This window comes from Pseudorhodoferax sp. Leaf274 (assembly GCF_001422445.1).
In the GTDB taxonomy this organism is placed as follows: Bacteria; Pseudomonadota; Gammaproteobacteria; order Burkholderiales; family Burkholderiaceae_C; genus Pseudorhodoferax.
The window spans coordinates 295,579-320,724 of sequence record NZ_LMNA01000012.1 but is presented as its reverse complement, the minus strand read 5'-3'; the positions used below and the strand labels follow the sequence as shown (position 1 = coordinate 320,724).

Annotated in this window: 18 protein-coding genes; 7 read left to right on the top strand and 11 right to left on the bottom strand. The window is 71.6% G+C overall.

Features of this window, described 5'->3' with window-relative positions:
- Positions 1 to 129 precede the first annotated feature (129 nt).
- The gene (locus tag ASF44_RS15505) at positions 130 to 1,110 is read left to right on the top strand and encodes a helix-turn-helix domain-containing protein (RefSeq protein WP_162243819.1); all 981 of its coding nucleotides are present in this window, start codon (positions 130 to 132) and stop codon (positions 1,108 to 1,110) included.
- Here ASF44_RS15505 and ASF44_RS15500 read toward each other — a convergent pair.
- From ASF44_RS15500 to ASF44_RS15460, 9 genes are all read right to left on the bottom strand, one after another.
- On the bottom strand, positions 1,082 to 2,002 hold the full coding sequence (locus ASF44_RS15500; protein ID WP_200930607.1) for a transporter: 921 nt from the start codon (positions 2,000 to 2,002) through the stop codon (positions 1,082 to 1,084). The genes ASF44_RS15505 and ASF44_RS15500 overlap by 29 nt on opposite strands.
- Before the next feature lie 74 nt (positions 2,003 to 2,076).
- A complete protein-coding gene (locus ASF44_RS31820; protein ID WP_162243818.1) occupies positions 2,077 to 2,649 on the bottom strand; it encodes a nitroreductase family protein in 573 nt (190 codons plus the stop codon).
- Between the two features lie 176 nt (positions 2,650 to 2,825).
- Complete coding sequence (locus tag ASF44_RS31815) at positions 2,826 to 4,175, bottom strand: hypothetical protein (RefSeq protein ID WP_156374516.1); 1,350 nt, start codon at positions 4,173 to 4,175, stop codon at positions 2,826 to 2,828.
- Between the two features lie 16 nt (positions 4,176 to 4,191).
- Positions 4,192 to 4,497, bottom strand: a complete 306-nt coding sequence (locus tag ASF44_RS15485; RefSeq protein WP_056900118.1) for a ferredoxin family protein — start codon at positions 4,495 to 4,497, stop codon at positions 4,192 to 4,194.
- 32 nt (positions 4,498 to 4,529) lie between these two features.
- Positions 4,530 to 6,674, bottom strand: coding sequence for a molybdopterin-dependent oxidoreductase (locus ASF44_RS15480; RefSeq protein WP_255358200.1), 2,145 nt, complete (start codon positions 6,672 to 6,674; stop codon positions 4,530 to 4,532).
- Between the two features lie 121 nt (positions 6,675 to 6,795).
- Positions 6,796 to 7,257, bottom strand: coding sequence for a hypothetical protein (locus ASF44_RS15475; RefSeq protein ID WP_056900116.1), 462 nt, complete (start codon positions 7,255 to 7,257; stop codon positions 6,796 to 6,798).
- The gene (locus ASF44_RS15470) at positions 7,238 to 8,383 is read right to left on the bottom strand and encodes a serine protease (protein WP_056900115.1); all 1,146 of its coding nucleotides are present in this window, start codon (positions 8,381 to 8,383) and stop codon (positions 7,238 to 7,240) included. The genes ASF44_RS15475 and ASF44_RS15470 overlap by 20 nt, the downstream gene beginning before the upstream one ends.
- Complete coding sequence (locus ASF44_RS32360) at positions 8,380 to 9,501, bottom strand: hypothetical protein (RefSeq protein WP_162243817.1); 1,122 nt, start codon at positions 9,499 to 9,501, stop codon at positions 8,380 to 8,382. Before ASF44_RS32360 ends, ASF44_RS15470 begins: the two co-directional genes overlap by 4 nt.
- Positions 9,488 to 10,267, bottom strand: a complete 780-nt coding sequence (locus ASF44_RS15460) for a hypothetical protein (RefSeq protein WP_156374514.1) — start codon at positions 10,265 to 10,267, stop codon at positions 9,488 to 9,490. Before ASF44_RS15460 ends, ASF44_RS32360 begins: the two co-directional genes overlap by 14 nt.
- A 225-nt stretch (positions 10,268 to 10,492) precedes the next feature.
- On the opposite strand from ASF44_RS15460, the gene ASF44_RS15455 reads away from it, so the two are divergent.
- The 6 genes from ASF44_RS15455 (at position 10,493) to ASF44_RS15430 (ending at position 20,704) form a co-directional block, all read left to right on the top strand.
- Positions 10,493 to 13,882 (top strand): ATP-binding protein, encoded by a 3,390-nt coding sequence (locus ASF44_RS15455; RefSeq protein WP_056900112.1) that lies wholly within the window; start codon positions 10,493 to 10,495, stop codon positions 13,880 to 13,882.
- On the top strand, positions 13,864 to 14,778 hold the full coding sequence (locus ASF44_RS15450) for a response regulator transcription factor (protein WP_235579229.1): 915 nt from the start codon (positions 13,864 to 13,866) through the stop codon (positions 14,776 to 14,778). Before ASF44_RS15455 ends, ASF44_RS15450 begins: the two co-directional genes overlap by 19 nt.
- Positions 14,779 to 14,835: 57 nt before the next feature.
- Complete coding sequence (locus ASF44_RS15445; protein ID WP_056900110.1) at positions 14,836 to 15,261, top strand: hypothetical protein; 426 nt, start codon at positions 14,836 to 14,838, stop codon at positions 15,259 to 15,261.
- A 22-nt stretch (positions 15,262 to 15,283) separates the two neighbouring features.
- Positions 15,284 to 15,772, top strand: a complete 489-nt coding sequence (locus ASF44_RS15440) for a DUF6152 family protein (protein WP_056900109.1) — start codon at positions 15,284 to 15,286, stop codon at positions 15,770 to 15,772.
- Positions 15,773 to 15,983: 211 nt separating this feature from the next.
- Complete coding sequence (locus ASF44_RS15435) at positions 15,984 to 19,700, top strand: PAS domain S-box protein (RefSeq protein ID WP_056900108.1); 3,717 nt, start codon at positions 15,984 to 15,986, stop codon at positions 19,698 to 19,700.
- Complete coding sequence (locus ASF44_RS15430) at positions 19,697 to 20,704, top strand: two-component system response regulator (RefSeq protein WP_056900107.1); 1,008 nt, start codon at positions 19,697 to 19,699, stop codon at positions 20,702 to 20,704. The genes ASF44_RS15435 and ASF44_RS15430 overlap by 4 nt, the downstream gene beginning before the upstream one ends.
- Before the next feature lie 37 nt (positions 20,705 to 20,741).
- On the opposite strand, the gene ASF44_RS15425 is transcribed toward ASF44_RS15430, so the two are convergent.
- Complete coding sequence (locus ASF44_RS15425; RefSeq protein ID WP_056900106.1) at positions 20,742 to 21,737, bottom strand: response regulator transcription factor; 996 nt, start codon at positions 21,735 to 21,737, stop codon at positions 20,742 to 20,744.
- On the bottom strand, positions 21,718 to 25,143 hold the full coding sequence (locus tag ASF44_RS15420) for an ATP-binding protein (protein WP_369820931.1): 3,426 nt from the start codon (positions 25,141 to 25,143) through the stop codon (positions 21,718 to 21,720). Before ASF44_RS15420 ends, ASF44_RS15425 begins: the two co-directional genes overlap by 20 nt.
- Between the last annotated feature and the right edge of the window lie 3 nt (positions 25,144 to 25,146).

The window sequence follows — 25,146 nt, the reverse complement described above, 5'->3', positions numbered from 1 at the left end:
CCTGGGCGCTGGTGCGACTGGTCGAACTGGTCGAACTGGTCGAACTGGTCGAACTGGCACGGTTCATGCACAGTTCGACCGCCGCATGCATGCATGGCGGCGGCGCAGACCAACCTTCCACGACAGCCGATGACGCCCCTCCAAGACACCGCCAGGTTCCTGGTCCATGCGCGCGACCCGCAGGAGCAGGCGTCCAGCTTCGGCTTGCTGGAGCAGTCCTACGAGCAGCTCTCGCCGGGCAGGTTCTCGGGCAGCTTCTTCGCCGTGAGCGCCAACGACATCACCGTGTTCCAGGAGACGCTGGACCAGAGCGTGTTCCAGACCGGCGTGTCCGATCCGGGGCACTTCACGATCGCCACGGCCTGCGAGCTGTCCGAGCAGGCCTACTGGAACGGCCGCCACATCGACCAGGACACGGTCGTGGCGTTCACGCCCGGGCGCGAGTTCGAGTTGCGCACGCCCACGCACGCCGTCTGCGTGGGCATCTCGCTGGCGCCCTCCGCGCTGCAGTCCCTGGCGCCCGAGCGCTCGCCCGAACACTGGCAGAAGATCTTCGCCGACCACGACTGCTGGTCGCAGGCCGACCGGCTGAAGGGCGCGCTGCAGCGCCGCATCGCGCAGCTGCTGCAGGCCGACGCCGGCACCGCCGCCGACTGGGCGGACGAGCTGCTCGGCCTGCGCGAGCTGACCATCGACTACCTGGGCAGCGTGATCGAGCGCGGCGACAACGGCGCGCACAAGCTGCGGGTCGACAGCTATCCGCGCATCGCCAAGCGCGCCCGCGCGGCCATGCTCGAGCGCCTGCACGAGCCGCTGTCGGTGACCGACCTGTGCCTGCAGCTGGGTTGCTCGCGCCGCTCGCTGCAGTACGCCTTCGAGAGCATCTATGGCCAGAACCCGGTGGCCTACCTGCGCACCCTGCGGCTGGCCGCCGCGCGCCGGCTGCTGACCAGCGGCAACCCGGACGTGACGGTGCAGGACGTGGCAGGTACGGTGGGCTTCAACCACCTGCCGCGCTTTGCGCAGGCCTATGCGCAGATGTACGGCGAGCGGCCTTCGGAGTCGCTCGCGGCCCACGCGCCTAGAACAGGTAGAAGGCCCGCAGGTTGAGGCGCGCCTGCTCGCGCAGGCCGTTGCGCACGTGCACGTCACGCGCCAGCGTGGCCATCAGCTGCAGGTTGGGCGCCACGAAGGTGCTGGCCATGAGCTTGACGGCCGTGGTGCCCACGGTGTCGTTCAGCGACGTGCCGTCGACGCGGCTCTCGCCTCCCACGGTGTGCGTGACGCCCAGCGCCGTGGAGACGCCGGCGGCGGGCTCGTAGCGCAGGTACAGCTGGCCTGCGTACAGCGGCTTTTGCCGCAGCGTTGCATCCACCGCCGATCCGCAGGCCGCGCGGCAGGCGTCGTTGCGGCCGAAGAAGGTCACGTCGCCCACGGCATCGGCGCGCCACTGCGGCGCGAGCGGGCGGCTGTAGGCGGTCTGCAATGCCAGCTTCCAGCGGTTCTCGCCCAGGTTCAGGGCCTTGTCCGCGTCGTAGCTGCCGGTGGGCACGTACAGGTAGGGCGTGAAGCCGAACACCTCGCCGGCCTTCGCGTCGATCTTGTACTTGAAGGCCGTGGCCAGGATCAGGTCGCCGACACCCGATCGGTCGCCCAGCGGCGCCAGGTCGCCGGACGGACGCAGCTGGCCGAACGGCAGCAGGAACTGCGGATCGACCGTCCAGCGGTCGTCGATGCGCAGCACGTGCAGGTAGCGCGCGATGCCCACCGTGCTGGCCAGCCGCGGTGCACCCGGCTGGCGCTCGCCGGCGGCGTAGGCCGCGTCGCGCCGGGCGTATTGGCCGTAGACGACGAAGGCGTTGGCCCCGTCGGGCAAGGCGGTGTAGTCGCCGGCCTCGACGTCGATGGCGAAGGCCGCGCCAGGGCCGAGCAGGAGGCCCGCGGCGAGCGCGCAGGCACCGAGGCAGGATGTGGAAACGGAACGGCGTGGTTGGCTTGTCAATTGGTTTCTCCCAACGCTCGACAGCGAGCGCGGGGAAATTCTGTTGGGCCTGCCCCTGCAGGCGTTATCCAGTTTCAGCAAGTTGGCGGCCGGCTGCCGAGATAGACGAAGCAGGCCAGCACCTCGCCCTCGCCGCACGCCACCGCGCGCACCGCGGGGTGTGCCGCCCGCGCGCCGCTGAGCGCCTTGCCGGCATAGCCCAGCGCGGTCGCAGCGCCCAGCAGCGCGCCCAGCGACGCGCCCACGCTCATCCACTGCTCGTGCGGCGGCACCTGCGGCACGTCGCTGGCGATGCGGGCCACCACGCTCAACAGGCACGGCGCGTTGAACGCCTTGGCGCGCTCGTCGTCGCGCACCTGCGCATCGAGCAGCGCGGGCGAGGCCAGGCCGCGCGCCGCGGCGGCATGGGCGAGGAAGGCGGCGGCATAGCGTTCGCGCTGGTCGGTGTCGGCCAGCACGATGCGGCAGGGGCGCAGCCGCCCGTGGTCGGACACGTTCTGCGCGGCCTGCAGCAAGAGCGCGCATTCGGCCGCGTCCGGGCCGGGCGCGACCAGCCGGCGCGGGCCGGTGGACGTTCGGGTGAGCCATGGGGACAGGATGGCCCGGGTGGCGTCTGGACCGGGCGGCGCGCGGGGCCGCGTGCCCACTGCGATGCCTTCGCGCTGCGCGCTGCGGTGAGCACCTTGGGGCGGCCCGGCGGTGCTCACTGAGCAACCTTCGCGCTGCGCGCTGCGGTGAGCACCTTGGGGCGGCCCGGCGGTGCTCATTGGACAACCTTCGCGCTGCGCGCTGCGGTGAGCACCTTGGGGCGGCCCGGCGGTGCTCATGCCGGGGCCAGCGTGGCCAGGGTGCGCAGCGCGTCGTCCAGCGAGAGCAGCTTCTCGCGCGGCTTGCCCAGCGCGGCGCCCCGGCCCTGCTCGTGCGCATCGAGCAGGCGCCAGCCGGCATGGCCGAACACCGCGATGCCGCGCGACTGCAGCAGCGCGCCGAAGTCGGTCGTGCGCGGCGCGGCTTGCGCCAGCAGCGCCGGCAGGGCCGCCACCAGCGTCGCGGTGGTCTCGTCGCCGCAGGCCCGGTTGGTGCCGATGATCCCGGATGGCCCGCGCTTGGCCCAGCCCGCCACGAACAGGTCCGGCACGGCGCCGCCCGCCTCGTCCAGCACCTGCCCCGCGCGGTGCCGCATGCGGCCGGCCGCATCGCCACCGGGCGCGCCCGCGATCGCGCGGCTGGCGAAGCCCACGCAGGTGACCGCGAGCCCGCACGGGATCTCCCGCTCCGCGCCCACGCCCGTGCCCATCCCCATGCGCACGCGCACGGCCTGCAGCCGGTCGGTTCCGACGAAGGCGGCCGGCGTGGCGTGGAACCACAGGTTCACGGTCAGCCTGGTGTCCGCAGCGTCTCCAGGCGCCTGCGGCTTGTCGTGCTGGGCGCGCAGCCATTGCAGCGTGCGCCGTGCGTCCGGGCCGTCCGCCTGCTCCCACATGGCATCGGTGAACGCGGCGGCCTGCGGCAGCCGGACGCGCACGTTGGGCAGGTCGGCCAGTTGCCGGAACTCCTTGAAGGTGAACTTCACGCCGCCCGGCGCGCCGCGGCCCAGCAGGTGCACCGCGCGGATGCGGCGCTGGCGGAAGGCCTGCAGCATGGGCTGCGGGATGTCGGAGACGGCCAGGTCGTCGTACGCGCGCACGAGCAGCCGGCACACGTCCAGCGCCACGTTGCCGTTGCCCACGATGGCCGCGCTGTCCACGGCCAGGTCCGGCGCCAGGCGGGCGTGGTCGGCATGGCCGTTGTACCAGCCCACGAACGCGGCCGAGCTGAACACCTGCGGCAGCGCCTCGCCGGCGATGCCCAGGCTGCGGCCCAGGGCCGCGCCGTGGGTCAGCACCACCGCGTGGCTGCCGGCGCGCAGTTCGTCCAGGCCCAGGTCACGGCCGACCTCGACGCCGGCATGCAGGCGCAGCCGCGCGTGGCCGGCGATGCCCTCGAAGACGGCGGCGACCTGCTTGAGCTTCTGGTGGTCGGGCGCCACGCCGTAGCGCACCAGCCCGTGCGGCGCGGCGGCGCGCTCGAACAGGTGCAGCTGGCAGTCCGGCAGCGCCTGCAGCAGGGCCTCGGCGACGTAGAAACCCGCCGGGCCGGCCCCGACGATGGAGATGACCGGGGCGGGCCTCACGGCGTGCTCCACGCGCTCAATGCCCGAGTGCGGCACGGCGTTCGGCGGCGCCGGGCAGCGGCGCGGCGCGCTCGCGCACCGTGGGCAGGGCCTTGGCACGTTCGGCGTTCACGCCGATCCAGATCTGCTGGTCGTCCTCGAGGTCGAAGCTGTGCGCGATGGCGTGCACCGGGCACATGGGCACGCAGGCGCCGCAGTCCACGCACAGGTCGGGGTCGATGAAAAGGCGCGTGCCGTCGCCGCGGAAGCAGGCGACGGGGCAGACGGTCACGCACTCGGTGTAGCGGCATTGCGCGCAGTTGTCGGTGACGACGTGGGTCATGGCGGGGCTTGTGGGTCGTGGGGTGGGGAGTTTCAGCCGGGCGTGACTTCGACCAGGTTGTCGGAGAAGGTGGGCGCGCGGCCGAGGTCGGCGAACGCCGTGGGGTTGAGCGCCGCCGGCGTGGCGCCGGCGATGCTGCGGTCGATCCAGTAGCCGAGCGGCGCGACGACCACGCCCGCCATCGCCTCGTCCGAGACCCGCGCCACCGCCTTGAAGGCGCCGCGCCCGTTCTGCACGGTGACGACGGCGTCTGGCGCGATGCCGCGTGCCGCCGCGTCCGCGGGGTTGATCAGCACGTACTGCTCGCCCTGGTGGGCCAGCTGGCGGCGCATGTTGCCGTAGTTGGAGTTGAGGAACGCGTGGCCCTTGGGCGACATCATCGAGAGCGGGAAGCGCGCGGCCAGCGCCGCGTCCGTCGCCCCGGTCTCGCGGCGCGGCCGGAACGTGGGCAGCGCATCGACCGGGCCGCCATCCTGGAAGCCGTTGTAGCCCTGGCGGAACACCGGCAGCACGAAGTTGCCGCCGGCCGCCATCGAGGCCTTCAGCTCGACCTTGCCCGAGGGTGTGGGAAAGCCGCCCTCGGCATGCGGCGCGTAGTGCTCGGGCGCGGGCAGGTTCAGCCGCGCATAGCCGGTGGCGCGCAGGCCCTCCATGGTGATGCCCTGCATGGCCGGGTGGTCCCACAGCATCGCGTCGCGCATCAGCTGCTCGTCGTCGCGGTAGAAGAACGGGTCGTCGAAGCCCATCGCGCGGGCCAGCCGGCGGAACAGCTCCGAATTGCTCACGGCCTCGCCGATGGGCTGCACCGATGGCTGGTTCAGCGTCAGGTAGAAGTGGCCCCACGAGAACATCAGGTCGGCCTGCTCGACCTGCGTGGTGGCCGGCAGCAGGATGTCGGCATAGCGGGCGGTGTCGGTGACGAAATGCTCGCTCACCACCGTGAACAGGTCCTCGCGCGACAGCCCCTCGATGAGCCGCGCCTGGTCGGGCGCCACCACCAGGGGATTGCTGTTGTAGACGAACAGCGACTCGACCGGCGCCTGCAGTGGCAGGTCGTGCGTGAGCGCGCGGCCCAGGTGCCACTGGTTGACGACCGGCGTGCCCTCGGCGATGAAGTCGGCGCGGTGCAGGCCGTCCCAGTTGATCGGGAAGGCCCACAGCGGCAGCTGCAGGATGCCGCCGCCCGGCTTGCGCCAGGCGCCGACCAGGGCCGGCAGGCTGGTCACCGCGCGCACCAGCTGGCCGCCACCGGCCGAGCGCTCGATGCCCACGCCGATGCGGATGGCGGCCGGCTGCGTCGCCGCGTACGCGCGCGCCAGGCCGCGGATGACCTCGGCGTCCACCCCCGTCATCTCGGCGGCGAACGCCGGGGTGTACTGCTGCACGTGCGCCTTCAGCTCGTCGAAGCCGGTGGTGTACTTCTGGATGTAGTCGTCGTCGGTCAGCCCCTCGTTGACGATGACGTGCATCATCGCCAGGGCCAGCGCCGCGTCGGTGCCCGGCTTGATGCGGATGTGCTGGTCGGCCTGCTGCGCGCCGCGCGTGCGCACGGGGTCGATCACGATCAGCTTGGCGCCGTTGCGCTGTGCCTTCTCCACGAACGGCCACATGTGCGCGTTGGTGCTGAGCATGTTGCAGGCCCACAGGATGATCAGCCTGGAATGCTGGAAGCTCTCGGGGTCCATGCCCGGCGTGGGCCCCACCGTCATGATGTAGCCGGTGCAGGCGCCCGAATCGCAGAAGGTGCGCTCGGACACCGTGGCGCCCAGCTTGTTGAAGAACGGGTCGCCGACGGTCAGGCCGTTGACCAGGCCCTGGGTGCCCAGGTAGCTGTACGGCAGGATCGCCTGAGGGCCCGAGCGGGCGATGGTGGCGCGCCAGCGCGCGCTGATCGTCTGCAGCGCCTCGTCCCAGCCGATGCGCTCGAACCGGCCCGCGCCCTTGGGGCCCGTGCGGCGCATCGGGTAAAGCACGCGCTCGGGATGGTAGACGCGCTCCTGGTAGTGGTTGGTCTTGGCGCACAGGCGCCCCTGGGTGAACGGATGGCCCGGGTTGCCCTGCACGCCCGTGACCTTGCCGTCCTTGACCTTGACCAGCATGGAGCAGGTGTCCGGGCAATCGTGGGGACAGGCCCCGAGGACGGTGGTCTCACCGCCAGCCGATGGTTGAGTGCTCACGTGGTGTTCCGTTCGTCATCGTTGGGAATTCCATTGGAGCACCCGGCCTGCGGCGGCGTTATCCAGATTTGGCAAGTTTGGCGGTGCCTGCCGGCCGGGCCCGCCAGCGCCGCTGCCGGCGTCAGCAGGTCTTGGGCCGCCCGTCCGTCTGGCCTTGCCCCCGCACCACCGTCAGCACCGGCAAGCCGCTCGTGCGGGGCGTCAGCTCGATGGTGTCCGGACCGGTGAAGCGCCCGTCGTAGCTGGTGGCCAGCGGGGCAGGCGCCGACGCCGGCAGGTTCACGCGCAGCGTGCAGCCTGCGTAGCTCCCGGTGATGTCGTAGAAATGATTGTCGAAGCTCAAGGTGCTGGACGCGTCGAAGTCGCCGGTCGCGGTAGCCGGCGCACCCGGACTGAGGTTGAGGAAGACCTGTTGGCTGGCCCCTGCCACGGGCCCGTCGGACGAGAACCCGAAGGTGAAGAAGGGGACCAGTAGAACGGCCTCGCTGCCGGCGCCGCAGCCGGCGGCGAGCAGCGCGGCGGCGAGCCAGAGCGTGCCGGCGCGCCGCGCGCGGGTGGCGTTGTCAGTTGCTGGTGTTGGCATGGACGACTCTCCTTTGGTTGACCGAAAGCAGGAAATGCGCGATGTCGCGCTGAACGGCAGCGAGTTCGGGCTCGAGCGCGGCCATGCGCTCGCGCACCGCGTCGGGCACCCGCTCGGTTTCGACGATGGCCTGCGCATGCGCGTTGACGAACAGGAAGTTCTGGTGCGCCGCCCAGAGCCGGTCGCGCAGCGCGCTCCATTCCTGCGCGACGCCGGCCTCCCAATGCCGCTGCAGGGTGCCGTCGTACTTGTCCTTCGCATCGCGGAAGCGCTTGGCGGCCACGTTGTATTCCGTCACCGTCGTGGTGAAGTAGTCGCGGCGCACCGTGGGGCCGCGCAGCACGGTCTGCGCGTCGCGCAGCGCGAACAGGAAGCGGTCGAGCATCTCGGCCAGGTCCCGCTCGGCGGCCTGCGGATCGCCGGGCGGGATGTTGTCGGCTCCGACCAGCTGGAACGCAAGCGCAGCGGCCTGCACGCGCTGCGCGACCAGCGCGATGTCGATCACCGTGATGTTGGCGTTGTCGGAGTCGGTGGTCAGGCCGAGGATGCCGCGACCCGTGGCCACGGGCGCGCCGGAGCTGCCGCCGAGCACACCCGGCATGTCGGCACGCCACAGCGCGCGCTCGTTGGGGAGCGCCGCCACGGCGCCCGGGCGCGGCAGCACGGCGCACGTGTCGTCCCGGCCCAGCAGCCACGCCGCATCGCCGACGGCAACCTCCCCTGCCGGCGCCAGCACGTGGACGTTCACGACGTAGCCGGCAGGCCGGCGGAACCGCAGCAGGGCGAGGTCGTGCGCCTGGGCATCGAAGCCGGCGACACGCTCGGCCGCCAGGTCCGCAGGCAGCGCCTCGCTGCAGCTGCGGACCGCGACCTGCTCGACGGCACCCACGACATGGCGCGCGGTCGCGACGTAAACGAACTCCCCGTCGGCACCGACGACGAGGCCGAAGCCGTGCTCGTCGGCGCTGACCCGGACGACGCCCTCGAGCAGGCGCTGGGCCAGCGCCGGGCCATCGTCGTAGGTCGTTCCGGCCACCGCCGGCGCACCGAGCAGCAGCAGCGCGGCCGCCAGCACGCATCCCGGCCGCGGACGCGGGCGGCCGGCGGCGCTGCTGGTGGGCGTCACGGCGCCACCCCGTCGAACTGCTTGCGGATCCATGTGACGGCCCCCCACAGGAACAGCGCCGCGCTCCACGCCATGCCGACCGTGTGGTGGCGCGCGATGTACTCGAGCAGGCTCGGCTTGAGCGAACGTTCGAAGTCCCCGGTCCGCGTGGCCAGCACCCGCGCGGTGCCGGACAGCCTGACCGTGACGCTGTCGCTGGCGGCCAGCTCGAAACGCTCGAGCTCCAGGCCCGCGACGTCCAGGCGGTCTCCAGCGCCGAGCCTGACCTCGGCGCCGGTGGCCGGCAGCGCGATCCGGGCTTGCTCCAGGCTGGATGCGACGGCCGCCTGCCGTGCATCGTCCGCGCGGCGTTCGACGAACTGCAAGGCCGATGGCCGCAGATGGGACCACGCATAGGCCTTGCCGGGCGCCAGGCCGAGCCACAGCTCCAACGGCGGCGGCCTGCGCTCTGCCTGGGCCGCATCGCCCGCACTGGCCCGCAGCCATTCGGCGTGCGCGAAGTCAGCCGACTTCGCCGCGCCGGCGCCGGCCAGACGCCACTGGGTCGGGCCGGAGAACTCGACATCCACGCGCACCACGGCGCGGGGCGCGTCCAGGGTCAGGTGCACCTGGGGGCCGGCCTGCACGACCAGCAGGCTGCCGGCCGGGTGGCCGACCCGGCGCAGCACGAGTTGCTGCGCGCGCAGCGACAGCGCGTCGCCGCCGGCCGCTGCCGCATCCTCGGCGAGAGAGGCCGCCGGCGACTCCAGCCGGGTCTGGCCTTCCAGCCGCAGTTCGCCGTCGACGGCCTGGGGACCCAGGTCGCCCGCCGCGTCGAGCTGCAGCCCCACCGAGGATGCCTTGGCCTCCAGCGTGAAGGGCACGGACCCCACGGGCACCGCGGCGGCGATGGAGACCAGCACCGCCACCGCCAATGCCGGCCACAGCGCAGGCGGCCAGCGCCGGCCCCGCGATGGCACGGCACGCGCGGCCAGCCCCGCGTCGATCAGCTGCAGGCGCTCGCGCAGGTCCCGCAGCTCCGGCAGCAGCGCGGCCGGATCGCCGGCGCGCTCGGCCAGGCGGCGTGCCGCCTCGGCGCGCGCGCGTTCGAGCGCCGCCACATCGTCAGGGGATGGCATCGGCAGGCCCTGCGAGGTTGAACCGCAGCAGCGGCAGGATCTTGCCGGCCGCATCGGTGGCCTGCACGTTGATCTGGACGCCGCGCCCTCCGCGCGGCAGCTGCAGCTCGATGGGCACGCGCTCCCATGCGAACCGGGCAGGCCCCGGCAGGTCGTGCCAGCCGCCCGAGCCGTCGTCGCTGCCGTCCCCGCGCAGGCTGCGCCACGCCAGCCTGGCGACCGGCACGGACGCGCGCAGCACGCCGGAGGCCACCTCGGGCGCCTCGCCGGCGTCGGCGAACGTGACCGGCACGTAGGTCGGCATGCCGTCCGGCCCCGGCGCCAGGGCCAGGAAGCCGATGTCGCGGCGCCGCAGGCCGGTGGCGCCCAGCATCTGCGCATCGTCCCAGCGCATCGCCTGCGCTGCCTCGACCAGCGCATCGACGCGGTAGAACGGCGCCGGCCGCAGCGGCTGGACGACGAGCTGCACGGCAGCGCGGCGCGACGCACGGAGCTCCAGCACCCCCTGCTCCTGCTTCGGTGGCGCCGATGCGGTCAGCGAGACCAGCTCGATGAACGGCTGCGAGACGTGCTGGTCGAAGAAGCCCTCGCACCGCGCCTGGCCGGCGATGCGCTGGTACGGCGGCGTCTGCGACTGGCTGGGTCGGAGATCCGCGCAACGGAAGTCGGCGGCCATGGCTTCGCCCGCGGCGAGCAAGGCCGACATCCCGAGGGCAAGGCCGCCCCACCGGATGGCCGCGCTGGCAAACAACCATTCTCTGGCCATGCTGCCTTCTCCCAGGTTTCAGGAAAGAACCGGTCCAGGCGCGGGCAGGAACCAGCAGGTGGCCCGGGCGCCTGCGTGAACTTACACCTCAGCGTGCCAGGCCGCACTGCGTTCATCCCCTCGCCGGTGGATGCGTCGCCTGGAGTGCGCAGCCGTGCAAGGGCGGCGCGCGAGCCGGTCGCCTGCGTGCTGCAGGGTACGCTAATTGCATGGGTCCGGGGTTCCATGGACAACACCTCCCAGGCCACCGCCCCCGCCCAGAAGATCTTCCGCATCCGCCGGGAGTACAACGCCTGGGTCGCGAACGAGACGATGGAGGACTTCTCGCTGCGCTTCACGCCGCGGGCGCGCCGCCACTGGTCGGAGTTCCGCGTGGCCAACACGGCGCTGGGGGCGGTGTCCTTCCTGGCGCTGGAGGCCATCGGCGCGGCCATGGCGCTCAACTACGGCTTCGCCAATGCGCTGTGGGCGGTCCTGCTGGTCGGCGCCATCACCTTCCTCACCGCGCTGCCGATCAGCTACTACGCGGCGCGCTACGCGGTCGACATGGACCTGCTCACGCGCGGTGCGGGCTTCGGCTACCTGGGCTCGACCATCACCTCGCTGATCTACGCGAGCTTCACCTTCATCTTCTTCGCGCTGGAGGCGGCCATCATGGCCTCGGCGCTGCAGCTGTACTTCACCGGCTGGTCGATCACGGCCTGCTACCTGCTCTCCTCGCTCGTGGTGATCCCGCTGGTGACCTACGGCATCACCTTCATCAGCCGCCTGCAGTCGTGGACGCAGCCGCTGTGGCTGGCGCTGCTGGTGCTGCCCTTCATCGCCATCCTGGTCAAGAACCCGGGCGTCTTCGCGCAGCTGCCCGGGCTGTCGGGCTACACCTCGGGCGAGAGCGGCTTCTCCTGGCTGATGTTCGGCGCGGCCGCCACCATGGCCTTCGCGCTCGTGGTGCAGGTCGGCGAGCAGGTGGACTTCCTGCGCTTCCTGCCCGAGAAGACGGCGCGCAACCGCTGGCGCTGGTGGGGCGCGGTGCTGGCCGCGGGGCCGGGCTGGATCGTGCCGGGCATGCTCAAGATGCTGGGCGGCATGCTGCTGGCCTACCTGGTGCTGCAGATCCAGCTGCCGCTGGACAAGGCGCTCGACCCCACGCAGATGTACCTGGCCGCCTTCGGCCTGCTGTTCGCCGACCCGGCCTGGGCCGTCGCCGTCACGGTGGTGTTCGTGGTCATCTCGCAGATCAAGATCAACGTGACCAACGCCTACGCGGGCTCGCTGGCCTGGTCGAACTTCTTCGCGCGGCTCACGCACAGCCACCCCGGGCGCGTGGTGTGGCTGGTGTTCAACGTGCTGATCGCCATCCTGCTGCTCACGCTCGGGGTGTTCCGCGCGCTGGAGGAGGTGCTGGGGCTGTACGCCAACATCGCCATCGCCTGGGTCGGCGCGCTGGTGGCCGACCTGGTCATCAACAAGCCGCTGGGCCTGTCGCCCAAGGGCATCGAGTTCCAGCGCGGCCACCTGTACGACATCAACCCGGTGGGCGTGGGCGCCACGCTGCTGGCAGGCGCCGTGGGCGTGGCCAGCTATGCCGGCGTGCTGGGGCCGGCCGCGCGTGCGTTCTCGCCGCTGCTGGCGCTGGGCACGGCGCTGGCGGCGGCGCCGCTGATCGCCTGGGGCACGCGCGGGCGCTGGTACATCGCGCGGCCGCGCACGCCGCTGTGGCAGCCCGGCGAGAGCGTGGCCTGCTCGGTCTGCGAGAACTGCTTCGAATCCGAGGACATGTCGTTCTGCCCGGCCTACGGCGCGGCCATCTGCTCGCTGTGCTGCACGCTGGAGTCGCGCTGCCACGACCGCTGCAAGAGCCGCTCCAGCGCGTCCGAGCAGACGCACGACCTGCTGCGCAAGCTGCTGCCCGGCGCGGTGGCGCAGCGCGTGAACTTCCGGCTCACGCACTACATGGTGGTGCTGGTGTCGCTGGCGCTGCTGCTGTCCACCGTGATGGGCCTGGTGTATTACCAGGACGTGGTGGCCGCCGGGCTCGACGACCATGCGCGCGCCAGCATGCGCACGGGCTTCCAGAAGGTCTACACGCTGGCGCTGCTGCTGCTGGCCGTGGGCGCCTGGTGGATCGTGCTGGGCGTGGAGAGCCGCCAGGTGGCGCAGGACGAATCCAACCACCAGAACCAGCTGCTGCTGCGCGAGATCGACGCGCACAAGCGCACCGACGCCGCGCTGCAGAAGGCCAAGGAGGTGGCCGAGGCCGCCAACCTGGCCAAGACGCGCTTCGTCACCGGCATGAGCCACGAGTTCCGCACGCCGCTCAACAGCATCCTGGGCTACTCGCAGGTGCTGCTGCGCAGTGCCGACAGCGAGGCCGTGCGCGGGCCGGTGGCCACCATCCAGCGCAGCGGGCAGCACCTGTCCAGCCTGATCGACGGCATGCTGGACCTGGCCCGCATCGAGGCCGGGCGCATGCGCATCGAGACCGCCGCGATCTCGCTGCGCGATTTCCTGGACGACCTGGTGCGCATGGTGGAGCCGCAGGCCCATGCCAAGGGGCTGGACTTCCGGCTGGAGCTGCCGGCCCGTGCCCTGCCGGCCTATGTGCAGGCCGACGCCAAGCGGCTGCGGCAGATCCTGCTGAACCTGCTCAGCAACGCCATCAAGTTCACGGCCGAGGGCAGCGTGGTGCTGCGCGTGTCGCACCGCATGGAGGTGGCGCGCTTCGACGTCGAGGACACGGGCCTGGGCATCGCGCCGCACGACATCGAGCGCATCTTCCTGCCGTTCGAGCGCAGCAGCTCGGGCCGCATCGCGCACGAGCCCGGCACCGGCCTGGGCCTGGCCATCACGCAGCTGCTGGCCGACCTCATGGGCGGCGAGCTGTCGGTGGACAGCGCGGTGGGCCGCGGCAGCTGCTTCAAGCTGCGGCTGTACATGCGCGAGCTGACGGCCATCGACCAGCACCAGGTGGAGAACCACCGCCGCGTGATCGGCTACCGCGGCGAGCGGCGCCGGCTGCTGCTGGTGGACGACCAGCCCGAGCAGCGCCAGCTGATGGCCGCGATCCTGATCCCGCTGGGCTTTGCCACGCAGGAGGCCGCCAGCGGCCCGGAGTGCCTGGAGGCCGTGGCCGGCCATCCGCCCGACATGGTGCTGCTGGACGTGAACATGGGCGCCATGGACGGCTGGGCCACCTGCCGCGCGCTGCGCCAGGCCGGCCACGCGGCGCTGCCCGTGGTGATGGTCTCGGCCAACGTGTTCCACGCGCCCGAGCAACTGGACGGCAGCGGCTGCAACGGCTTCGTGACCAAGCCGGTGGCCGAGTCCGAACTGCTGGGCCAGCTGGAGCGCCTGCTGCAGCTCGAATGGATCCACGAGGCGCCGCCCGCGCCGGTGGCGCAGGAGGCGCAGGCACCGCTGACCCACACCCTGTCCAACGAAGCCACGGCCGAGCTGATCTGGCTGGCACGCATCGGCGACGTGGGATCGCTCAAGCGCGGCATTGCCCGCATGGCCGCGGCCGACACCGCCACGCAGCGCGAATGCGACTATCTGCGCCAGCTGGTCGACCGGGTCGACCTGGAGAGTCTTCTGAGATGGTTGCAACGGGAATGACGGCGCCGCAAAAGCTCGTGGTGCAGGTGGTCGACGACGCGCCGGACGCGTTGGGCTTCCTCGTGGACGCACTCGAGACGGCCGGCTACGGCGTGCTGGTGGCGCGCAGTGGCGAGGCCGCGCTGCAGAGCCTGGAATGGGTGATCCCCGACGCCATCCTGCTGGACGCGCTGATGCCGGGGCTGGACGGCTTCGAGACCTGCCGGCGCATCAAGGCCCTGCCTGAGCGTGCCCACGTGCCCGTGATCTTCATGACCGCACTGTCGGAGACCGCGCACATCGTGGCCGGGTTCGAGGCGGGCGGCGTGGACTACGTGGTCAAGCCGCTCAAGATCGACGAGGTGCTCGTGCGGCTGGCCACGCACGTGCGCAACGCGCGCGTCTCGCGGCTCGCACGGGAAGCCGTCGACCTGGGCGGCCTGGGCGTGCTGCTGCTGGACCACCAGGACCGGCTGGCCTGGCGCTCGCCGCGCGCGGCCGAGTGGCTGCGCCGCTTCGCCGACCGGCCGGCCGAGCAGTGGCCGGCCTGGCTGGCGCCCTTCCTCGCGCCGTTGCGCGCGGCCGGCGGCGGCGTGGCCCTGCTCGCGGCCCAGGGCGGCGAGGAACTGCGGCTGCAGTGGATCGGCGCCAGCGGCATGGGCGAGGCCATGGCGCTGCTGCAGGTGCGGCCGCAGGCGGCTTCGCGGCTGCGCGAGGCCGACCTCACGCCGCGCGAGGTCGAGGTGCTGTCCTGGCTGGCCAAGGGCAAGACCAACCGCGACATCGGCGACATCCTGGGCCTGTCGCCGCGCACCGTGAACAAGCACCTGGAGCATGCCTACGCCAAGCTCGGCGTGGAGACGCGTGCATCGGCCGCCGCGCTCATGACGCGCGAAGGCGCCGTGCCCGGCGACTGACGCGGAACCGATTGGGGGCATTCGCGGCGCGGCGCGGGCCGGTGCGAAGATGGCCGCATGCAAGCCCTCGCCGCCCTGCAGTCCCATCCCTGGGCCTACCCGGCCCTGGAGGTCGTGCACATCGTCGGCATCGCGCTGCTGCTGGGCAACCTCGTGGCGCTGGAGGTGCGCGTGTTCGGCGGCGCCGCCGCGCTGCCCGTGCCGGCGCTGGCGCGGCTGTCGCTGACGCTGGCGCTGGCCGGCTTCGCGCTGGCCGCGGGCAGCGGCCTGCTGATGTTCGCCTCCCATCCGGGCGAGCTGCTGGCCAACCGCAGCTTCGTGCTCAAGATGGGCCTGCTGGCGCTGGCCGGCTGCAATGCGGCCTGGTTCCATGGCCGCGACGCGCTGGCCCGGCTCGACCGGCTGGCCCGGCTGCAGATGCTGGCGTCCACCGGGCTGTGGCTCGCCGCCATCGCCTGCGGCCGCTGGATCGCGTACGAATGACCCACCACCAAGGAACGATGCCATGACCCTGCACCTCACGCGCCGCCGGCTGATCGCGCTGGCCAGCCTCGGCGCCCCGCTCGCGCTGCAGCGCGCCCATGCCCACCACGGCTGGAGCAGCTTCGACCAGGACCGGCCGATCTACCTGGAAGGCCGGGTGGTCGAAAGCCGCTGGCGCAACCCGCATGCCGAACTCGTGGTCGAGACGCCGGCCACGCCGGCCCTGCCGGCCGACCTGCGCCAGCGCACGCTGCCGGCGCAAAGTGCCGGCATCGACGGCGCAGCGCTCCTGGCCAAGGCCGCGCTGCCCACGCGCACGGACCGGCGTTGGGAGCTGGAACTGGCCCCGCTCACGCGCATGCGCGCCTGGCAGGTGGAGGAGATCCGCCATGGCGCGCAGGTCGCCGCCGTGGGCTTCACCTTCCAGGGCGAAAAAGGCGAGGCGGTGATGCGCGTGGAATACCTTTTCGTGGCCGGCAAGACCTACGGGCTGCGCTCCAGCCCGGCCTGAACACCGTCCGGCCGATTCCACCGGACTGGAGACACAGCCCGTCCACGCGGGTGGCCGCCGCGGCAAGGCGGCCGGCTGACACAAAACTGCGGCGCGTTTACCACACTGGCGCCCGAAAGTTGTGTGCGCGTGGAATGTTTGCACGCCTGGATCTGCGCTTTTGACGAACATAAGGCCCGCACAATTTCGTCATTATTTGTAACAGGTTCACATGCAACCGCCCCCCCTGTTCGATTGGACCCAGTGGTTCCTGCTGGAGGCCGTGCCACCGGCGCAGCAGATCGCCGGTGGCTACAACCCCTGGCTGGTGGCGCTGTCGGTGGTGGTGGCGGTGGCTGCCTCGTGCGCGGCGATGCAGCTGGCCGTGGGCGCCCGCCACACCACGGGGCCGGCGGCGCGCTGGTCGGCCCTGGCGGCCGGCTCGCTGGCGCTGGGCGCGGGCGTCTGGGCCATGCATTTCATCGGCATGCTCGCGTTCCAGCTGTGCACCGACGTGGACTACAGCCCGGGCATCACGCTGCTGTCCATGCTGCCCAGCCTGCTGGCCGCCGCGGCCGCCCTGCACCTGCTGGCGCGCCCGCGCGTCAGCGCCGGCCAGCTGCTGCTGGGCGGGCTGCTGGTGGGCGCCGGCATCGGCACCATGCACTACGGCGGCATGCTGGCCATGCGCATGGACGCACGGCTGGCGTTCGACCCGCTCGGCTTCGCGGCCTCCATCGTGCTGGCGGTGGTGCTGGCCATGGTGGCGCTGTGGATCCGCTTCGGCCTGGCGCACCGCGTGCGCCTGGGCGGCCAGGCACTGAACCTGCTGTCCGGCACCGTGATGGGGCTGGCCATCACCGGCATGCACTACCAGGCGATGGCGGCGGCGCGCTTCATCGGCCCCACCGATCCTGCGTTCGACCCCACCAAGGACGCCCATGCCGTGCTGGCGCTGGGCATCGCGTTCGTGGCCGTGACCATCGGCGCGCTGGCCGTGACGGTGCAGGCGCTGCTGCGCTCGCAACACCTGAACCAGCGCCTGCGCGACAGCGAAGGCCGGCTGCGTGCGGTGCTGGACACCGCGGTGGACGGCATCGTCTCGGCCGACCGCAACGGCCGCATCCTGTCCTTCAATGCCTCGGCCGAACGCATCTTCGGCTGGCCGGCGGCGGAGATCGTGGGCCGCAACATCGGCCTGCTGATGAACGACATGCCCGACGACGACGGTGCCGCCGACCACGCCGCGCAGCTGAAGGACCGGCTGCGTCCGCTGGTGGGCGCCAGCCGCGAGGTCGTCGGCCGGCACCGCGACGGCCGGCCCGTGCCGCTGCGGCTGGCGATCAGCCGCACCGACGACGCAGGCGAGCCGATGTACCTGGGCATCGTGACCGACATCTCCGAACGCAAGGCCATCGAGGGCACGCTGCGCAACCGCGAGGCCCAGTACCGCACGCTGATCGCCAACATGCCCGGCGTGGCATTCCGCAGCGAGGCCAGGCTGCATGCGCAGATGCTGTTCGTCTCCGACCGCATCGAGACGCTGACGGGCTGGCGCGCCGATGAGTTCACCGGCAACCTGCGCAGCCTGGAGGCGCTGATCCCGCCGGCCGACCGGCAGGCACGCAGCAACGCCATCGCCCATGCGCTGGAGCAGGACCAGCCCTACGCGGTCGAGTACCGCCTGCGCCGCGCCGACGGTGCCGAGCGCTGGGTCGCCGAATCGGCCGGCGGCGTGCGCGATGCCGATGGCGTGCTGCAGTGGATCGACGGCGTGATGCTGGACGTGACCGAGGAACGCGCCCGCGCCAAGGCCTTCGAGACCACCGGCTCGGTGCTGGACCGCGCCATGGCGGTGCTGGAGATCGACCCCGACGGCCGCATCCTGAACTGCAACGGCAACTACGTGGCCATGCTGGGCTACGACCGCGCCGACGAGCTGGTCGGCCGTCCCTACCGGGACATGATGCCGCAGCGCCAGCGCGCATCGCCCGAACAGCTGCGCACGCTGGAAGCGATCAGGAGCGGCGAGGTGCTGGCCGGCGAATTCGAGCGCGTGGGCAAGAACGGCCGCGAGCTGTGGGTGCAGGCCACCTACAACCCGGTGTTCGACGGCGCCGGCCGCCTGGTGAAGATGATGGCCTTCAAGACCGACATCACGCTGCGCAAGACCATGGAGCGCGAACTGCGCCAGGCCAAGGCCGTCGCCGAGCAGGCCGCCCAGGCACGCAGCAGTTTCCTGGCCAACATGAGCCACGAGATCCGCACGCCCATGAACGCCATCCTGGGCTTCACCGACGTGCTGCTCAACACCGCGCTGGCGCCCACGCAGCGCCGCCACCTGGAGACCGTGCGCCAGGCCGGGCAGTCGCTGCTGGGCCTGCTCAACGACATCCTGGACACGGCCAAGCTGGAGAAGGGCGCGGTCGAGCTGGAACTGACCGACTTCTCGCTGCGCCAGCTGTGCGAGCAGGTGGTGGCCTCGATGCGGCTGACGGCCGAGAAGAAGGGCCTGGCGCTGGGGCTGGACTACCCGGCCCTGCTCTCCGACTTCCGCCAGGGCGATGCGCTGCGCATCCAGCAGGTGCTGGTCAACCTGGTCGGCAACGCCATCAAGTTCACGCACCAGGGCCGCATCGACGTGCGCGTCGACCAGCGCGCCGACATGACGGTGGTCTCCATCGTGGACACCGGCATCGGCATCGCGCCGGACCGGCTGGAACGCATCTTCGACGCCTTCGCGCAGGCCGACGCCACCATCACGCGGCAGTTCGGCGGCACCGGCCTGGGCACCACCATCGCGCGCCAGCTCACCGAGCTGATGGGCGGCAGCATCGTGGTGCGCAGCGAACTGGGCGTGGGCAGCTGCTTCGAGGTGCACCTGCCGCTGCAGGCCGGGCACGCGCCACGGGCCGGCGCTGCAGCATCCGCGAGCCGGCTGCCGCCGCTGTCGGTGCTGGTGGCGGACGACGTGCCGCAGAACGTGGAGCTGCTGGAACTGCTGCTGCAGGCCGACGGCCACGGCGTGCGCAGCGCACGCAACGGGCGCGAGGCACTGGAGCTGCTGGCCGAGCACAAGTTCGACCTGGTGCTGATGGACATGCACATGCCCGAGATCGACGGGCTCGGCGCCACCCGCACGCTGCGCGCGCGCGAACGCGCGCAGGGCCTGGTGCCCACGCCGGTCATCGCGCTCACGGCCAGCGTGCAGGCCGCCGACCGGCTGGCCGCGCAGCAGGCCGGCATGGACGGCTTCGCCACCAAGCCGGTGGTGACGGCCCAGCTGTTCGCCGAGGTCGCGCGCGTGCTGGGCCTGCAGCCGGCACCGCAGGCCACGCGTGCGCTGGAACCGGACGAGAGCAACGCCGTGGTCGACTGGAAGCAGGGCCTGGCGCTGTGGCAAAGCCGCGAGCGGCTGCAGGCGGCCATCGGCCACTTCGTGCAGGGGCTGGCCGACGCGCCGCTGGACCTGGCCGATGCGCTGGCGCGGCAGGACATGGCGGCGCTGGCGGCGCTGGCCCACCGCATCGGCGGCGCCGCCGGCAACATGGCGCTGCCGGCGCTGCGTCTGGCCGCGCAGGTGCTGGAGCGCGCGGCACGCGCCGGCCAGCTGGAGCCCGCGCAGGCCGCGGTGCCGGCGCTGCTGGCGCAGCTGCAGGCCGTGGTCGCCACGCTGCCCCCGCCCGCGGCCGCGCCGCCAGAGCGCCCGCCGAGCGTGCTGGCACCGCTGGAACAGCACAGCGTGCTGAACGACCTGGACGGCCTGCAGCGCGCCTTGAAGCGCAACGAGCTCGACGAAGATGCGCTGAACCAGCTGGCCGAACTGCTGCCGCCGGTGGAACTGCGCCAGCTGATGGCCGCGATCGACAACTTCGACTTCGAAGCCGCGGTCCGCTGCGTGGACCGCCTGCGCGCCAACCTACAGACCGATACCGAAACCCTGCCATGACGACCGAGACCGACCGCCGACCACGCCTGCTGCTGGTGGACGACGAACCCACCAACCTGCAGGTGCTGCGCGGCATCCTGCAAGCCGACTACCGGCTGCTGTACGCGCGCGACGGCGCCACGGCCATCAAGCTGGCGCGCGAGGAGAGGCCGGACCTGCTGCTGCTGGACGTGATGATGCCGGGCATGAGCGGGCACGAGGTCTGCCGCATGCTGAAGGCCGACGCGGCCACGCTCGGCATCCCGGTGGTCTTCGTGACCGCGCTGTCCGATGCCGGCGACGAAGCCCAGGGCTTCGAGGCCGGCGGGGTCGACTACATCATCAAGCCGGTGAGTCCGCCCGTGGTGCGCGCGCGCGTGCGCAACCACCTGTCGCTGGTGCGCATGGACGAGCTCAAGGCCTCGCGGCTGGAGATCGTGCAGCGCCTGGGCCGGGCCGCCGAGTACAAGGACAACGAGACCGGCCAGCACGTGCTGCGCATGAGCCACTATGCCCAGGCGCTGGCGCTGGCGCTGGGCTTCCATGCCCACGACGCCGAAGACCTGCTGCATGCCGCGCCCATGCACGACGTGGGCAAGATCGGCATCCCCGACCACATCCTGCGCAAGCCGGGCCAGCTGACGGCCGAGGAATGGTCGGTGATGCGCTCGCACGCCAACATCGGCGCCGACATCATCGGCCAGCACGACAGCGGCGTGCTGCACATCGCCGCCAAGATCGCGCTGAGCCACCACGAGAAATGGGACGGCAGCGGCTACCCGAACGGCCTGGCGGGAGAAGCCATTCCGCTGGAGGCGCGCATCGTGGCCATCGCCGACGTGTTCGACGCGCTGACCAGCGTGCGGCCCTACAAGGCGGCCTGGAGCGTGGAGGAAGCGGTGGCGCTGCTCGAGCGCGAGGCCGGCAAGCACTTTGACCCGGCGCTGGTGCCGGCCTTCGTCGGCATCCTGCCGCAGGTGCTGGCCATCCGGGCGCGCTTCGCGGACGCGCCCACGCCCTGCTGAACGCGACCTCGCACGACGGCTGCCATTGCGGCCGGCACTAGGCCTGGAACTGCGGCTGGAACTGCGGCTGCAGTTGCCGCACGCGCTGCAGCGCCACCGTGGCCGCGGCCGTGCGCGTCTCCACGCCCAGCTTGACGTAGACGCGCTCCAGGTGCTTCTTGATGGTGGCGGGGCTGGCGCCCAGGATCTCGCCGATGTCGCGGTTGGTCTTGCCCTTGACGAGCCAGTACAGCACCTCGGCCTCGCGCGCGGTCAGTGCCAGCGACAGGCTCAGCGCCTCGATCACGGCCGCATCGGACTCCTCGCGCATGACGATCAGCCAGTCGCCGCCGCCCTCGCCGTCGCCGGTCTGCTGGTGCAGGCGAAAGCTCAGCGCGCGCGCGCCCTGCTCCACGCGCAGCGGCGGCGGCTCGATCTGGCGCTGCTCGGCATCGGCCGCGTGCTGGCGCAGCCAGTCCAGCAGGACCTGGGGCGCCACGCTGCCGGCGTTCGGCCCGCCGCAGTAGCGCTGCAGCAGCTCGCGCGCGAGCACGGTCTGCCACATCAGCCGGCCGTCGCTCACGCGCACGGTGATGCTGGCGTAGCCGAAGGCGTCCAGCGCGTTGCGCGCCTGGCGCCGCTCGCGCGCGCTGGCCAGGTGCACCTGCATGCGCGCCAGCACCTCCTTGGGCTTGATGGGCTTGGTGACGTAGTCCACGCCGCCGCACTCCAGCGCCGCGACCAGGTGCTCGGTCTCGGTCAGCCCGGTCATGAAGATGATGGGGATGTGCGCCGTCACGGGCGAGGCCTTCAGGCGGCGGGCCACCTCGAAGCCGTCCATGCCCGGCATCATGGCGTCCAGCAGCACCACGTCGGGCAGGGCCTGGGCGGCGCGCTGCAGCGCCATCTCGCCGCCTGTGGCCACCAGTACCGTGAAGCCCGATTCGTCGAGCGCGTCGTGCAGCACCGCGAGGTTGTCGGGCACGTCGTCGACGATCAGCACCACGTCGCTGTTGGCGCGGTCCAGCGTCTGGTCAAGGGGTTCGGGCGGCATCGGCTTGTTGCAGCAATCGGCTCATGGCTTCGAACTGGAATTGTCGCGCCAGCGCGCGCATCTGCTGCACGAAGGCGGCGCAGGCCGGCTGGCCGCGCTCGATGGCGTCCAGCGCGTTCATGATGCCGCGGTGGAAACCCAGGTCCACGGCCTGCTGCAGGGCCTCGCGGCTGGCCGCGTCCGGATAGGCCAGCGGCGCGGCCGGCGCGACGGGCGGCGCGGCAACGGCCGGCGCCGTGTCCAGCCACTGCAGCGCCAGCTGGCGCCCCAGCCAGTCCAGCAGTTCGGCGAAGCGCACGGGCTTGACCAGGAAATCCTCGGGCCGGATCTCGACATCGTTCTCCAGCCCCTTGTCGAAGGCGTTGGCCGAGACGATGGCGATGCGCGGCGGCCGCGGCAGCAGCGCGCGCACGCGGCGGATGGTCTCCCAACCGTCGATGCCGGGCATGGCCAGGTCCATCAGGATGGCGTCGGGCCGGTAACCCGTCACCAGCAAGTCCAGGCAGTCGTGGCCGCTGGCCGCGGTGCGCAGCGCAAAGCCCAGCGGCTCCAGCAGGTGCACCAGGAGCTGGCGGTCGACCTCTTCGTTGTCGACCACGAGGATGCTGCGGCGCGGGCCGGCATAGCCATGGCGCGCCACGGTGGGCCGCGCGGCCGCGGGACGCGCGCTGCCGTGCAGCGCCGGCAGGAACAGCCGCACCTTGAACAGCGAACCCACGCCGGGCTCGCTCGTGGCGGTGAGCTCGCCGCCCATGAGGTCGGTCAGCATCTTGGCGATGGTCAGGCCCAGGCCCGCACCGCCCGGCGCGGGCTGCCCCGGCGCAGCGGCGCGCGCGAAGGGCTCGAAGATCTGGGCCAGCGCGTCGGCCGCGATGCCGGGGCCGCTGTCGGCAATTTCCAGGGTGGCCATCTCGCGCTGGTAGCGCACCCGAAAGCGCACATGGCCCACGGCCGTGAACTTGATGGCGTTGCCCAGCAGGTTGATGAGGATCTGGCGCAGGCGCTGCTCGTCGGCACGCACGAGCTCGGGCAGCGCGCCCTCGGGCTCGAAGTGGAACGCCAGGCCCTTGCCGGCCGCCTGCAGTTCGAACATGGACGCGACCTCGTGCACGGTGTCGGCGAAGGCCACGGGCCGGATGTTCAGCGTGAGCTTGCCCGATTCGATGCGCGCGATGTCCAGCGTGCCGTCGACCAGTTGCAGCAGGTGCTCGCCGCCGCGCTTGATCACCTGCACCGCATGGCGCCGGTGCGGCGGCACGGCGGTGTCCTCGCCCATCAGCTGCGCGTAGCCCAGGATGCTGTTGAGCGGCGTGCGCAGCTCGTGGCTGATGGCGCTGATGTAGCGGCTCTTGGCCTGGTTGGCCTGGTCGGCCTGGCGGCGCGCTTCCTCGGCGACCTGGCGCGCGCGCTGCAGCTCGGCGTCGGTCTGGCGGTGCAGCGCGATCTCGCGCACGAGCAGGTGCGTCTGGCGGTTGGATTCCTCCTGCGCCACCTGCCGGCTCTTGTGCGCCAGCACCAGCCACCAGGCCACGATGCCGGCGGCCAGCAGCAGCGCCATGTAGGCCTTGGTGAAGCCCGAGCGCAAAGCTTCCTCGGCCAGCCGCGCGCCGGCGACGCCTTCGGTGACCGCCGTCTCCTGGCTGTAGAGCAGGCCGAACACGGCGGCCAGCAGCGGCACGAGGATCAGCATGAGCAGCAGGTAGTGCGCGAGCCCGGTCTCCAGGTAGGGCCAGATGCGGCGCGGCAGCAGCCAGCGCAGCGCCGCCGACCACTGCCAGGACAGCGAGGCGCGCGGCTTGCACAGGTCGCCGCAGCGCGCGTCCAGCGTGCAGCACAGCGAGCAGATCGGCCCCTGGTAGGCCGGGCAGTGCGCCATGTCCGGGCCTTCGTATTCGCGCTCGCAGATCACGCAGCGGTGGGCGTGGGGACTGGAAGTCCGCGCGATGTAGTAGCGCCCCTTGGTCAGCCAGGCCAGCAGCGGCGAGGCGACGAAGGCCGTGCCCAGCGCGATCAGCGCCGAGAAGGCCTGCGCCAGCGGGCCGAACAGCCCGATGTAGGCGCTGATCGACAGCACCGAGGCCAGCGCCATCGCCCCCACGCCTACCGGGTTGATGTCGTATAGGTGGGCGCGCTTGAACTCGATGCCCTTGGGCGACAGGCCCAGCGGCTTGTTGACGACCAGGTCGGCCACCACCGCCATGATCCAGGCGATGGCCAGGTTGGAGTACAGGCCCAGCACCTCGCCCAGGGCCTGGAACACGTTCATCTCCATGAGCATGAACGCGATCAGCGTGTTGAACACCACCCAGACCACGCGCCCGGGGTGGCTGTGCGTCACGCGCGAGAAGAAGTTGGACCAGGCCAACGAGCCTGCGTAGGCGTTGGTCACGTTGATCTTGAGCTGCGAGACCACCACGAACAGCGCCGTGGCCGCCACCGCCCAGCCGTAGTGCGGGAACACGTACTCGTAGGCGGCCAGGTACATCTGGTTCGGATCGACGGCGCGGTCCTTGGGCACCATGTGGGTGATGGCCAGGTAGGCCAGCAGCGCGCCACCCAGCATCTTGACCACGCCCAGCACCACCCAGCCCGGGCCGCCGACCAGCACGCCCAGCCACCAGCGCCCGCGGTTGTCGCGCGACTGCACCGGCATGAACCGCAGGTAGTCGGCCTGCTCCCCCATCTGGGTGATCAGCGCGATGCCCACGGTCAATGCGGCACCAAACAGGTGCAATTCGAACCCATCCTTCGACGACTTGTCACCGATGTAGTGCGTCACGCCCGCGAACGCACCAGGATCGCGCATCAGCACATAGACGAAGGGCACGACCAGCATGACCAGCCACAGCGGCTGCGTCCACATCTGCAGGCGGCTGATGGCCGAGACGCCGTGCGTGACCAGCGGGATCACGACCAGCGCGCAGACGAGGTAGCCCCAGGTCGGCGGAATCCCCAGCGCAAGCTCCAGCGCATAGGCCATCACGGCGGCCTCGAGCGCGAAGAAGATGAAGGTGAAGCTGGCGTAGATCAGCGAGGTCAGCGTGGAGCCGATGTAGCCGAAACCCGCGCCGCGCGTGAGCAGGTCCATGTCCAGCCCATAGCGGGCCGCGTAGATGCTGATCGGCAGGCCGGCCAGGAAGATGATGAGGCCGGTGGCGAGGATCGCCCAGAACGCGTTGACGAAGCCGTACTGCACGAGCAGCGTGGCGCCCACGGCCTCCAGGATCAGGAACGAGGCCGCGCCGAAGGCGGTGTTGGCCACGCGCCAGGACGACCACTTGCGAAAGCGCGTGGGCGTGAAGCGCAGCGCGTAGTCCTCCATGGTCTCGCGCGCGACCCAGCTGTTGTAGTCGCGCCGGACCTTGACGATGCGCTGCGGCGCGTTCTGTTCGACGGGGGCGGGAATCTC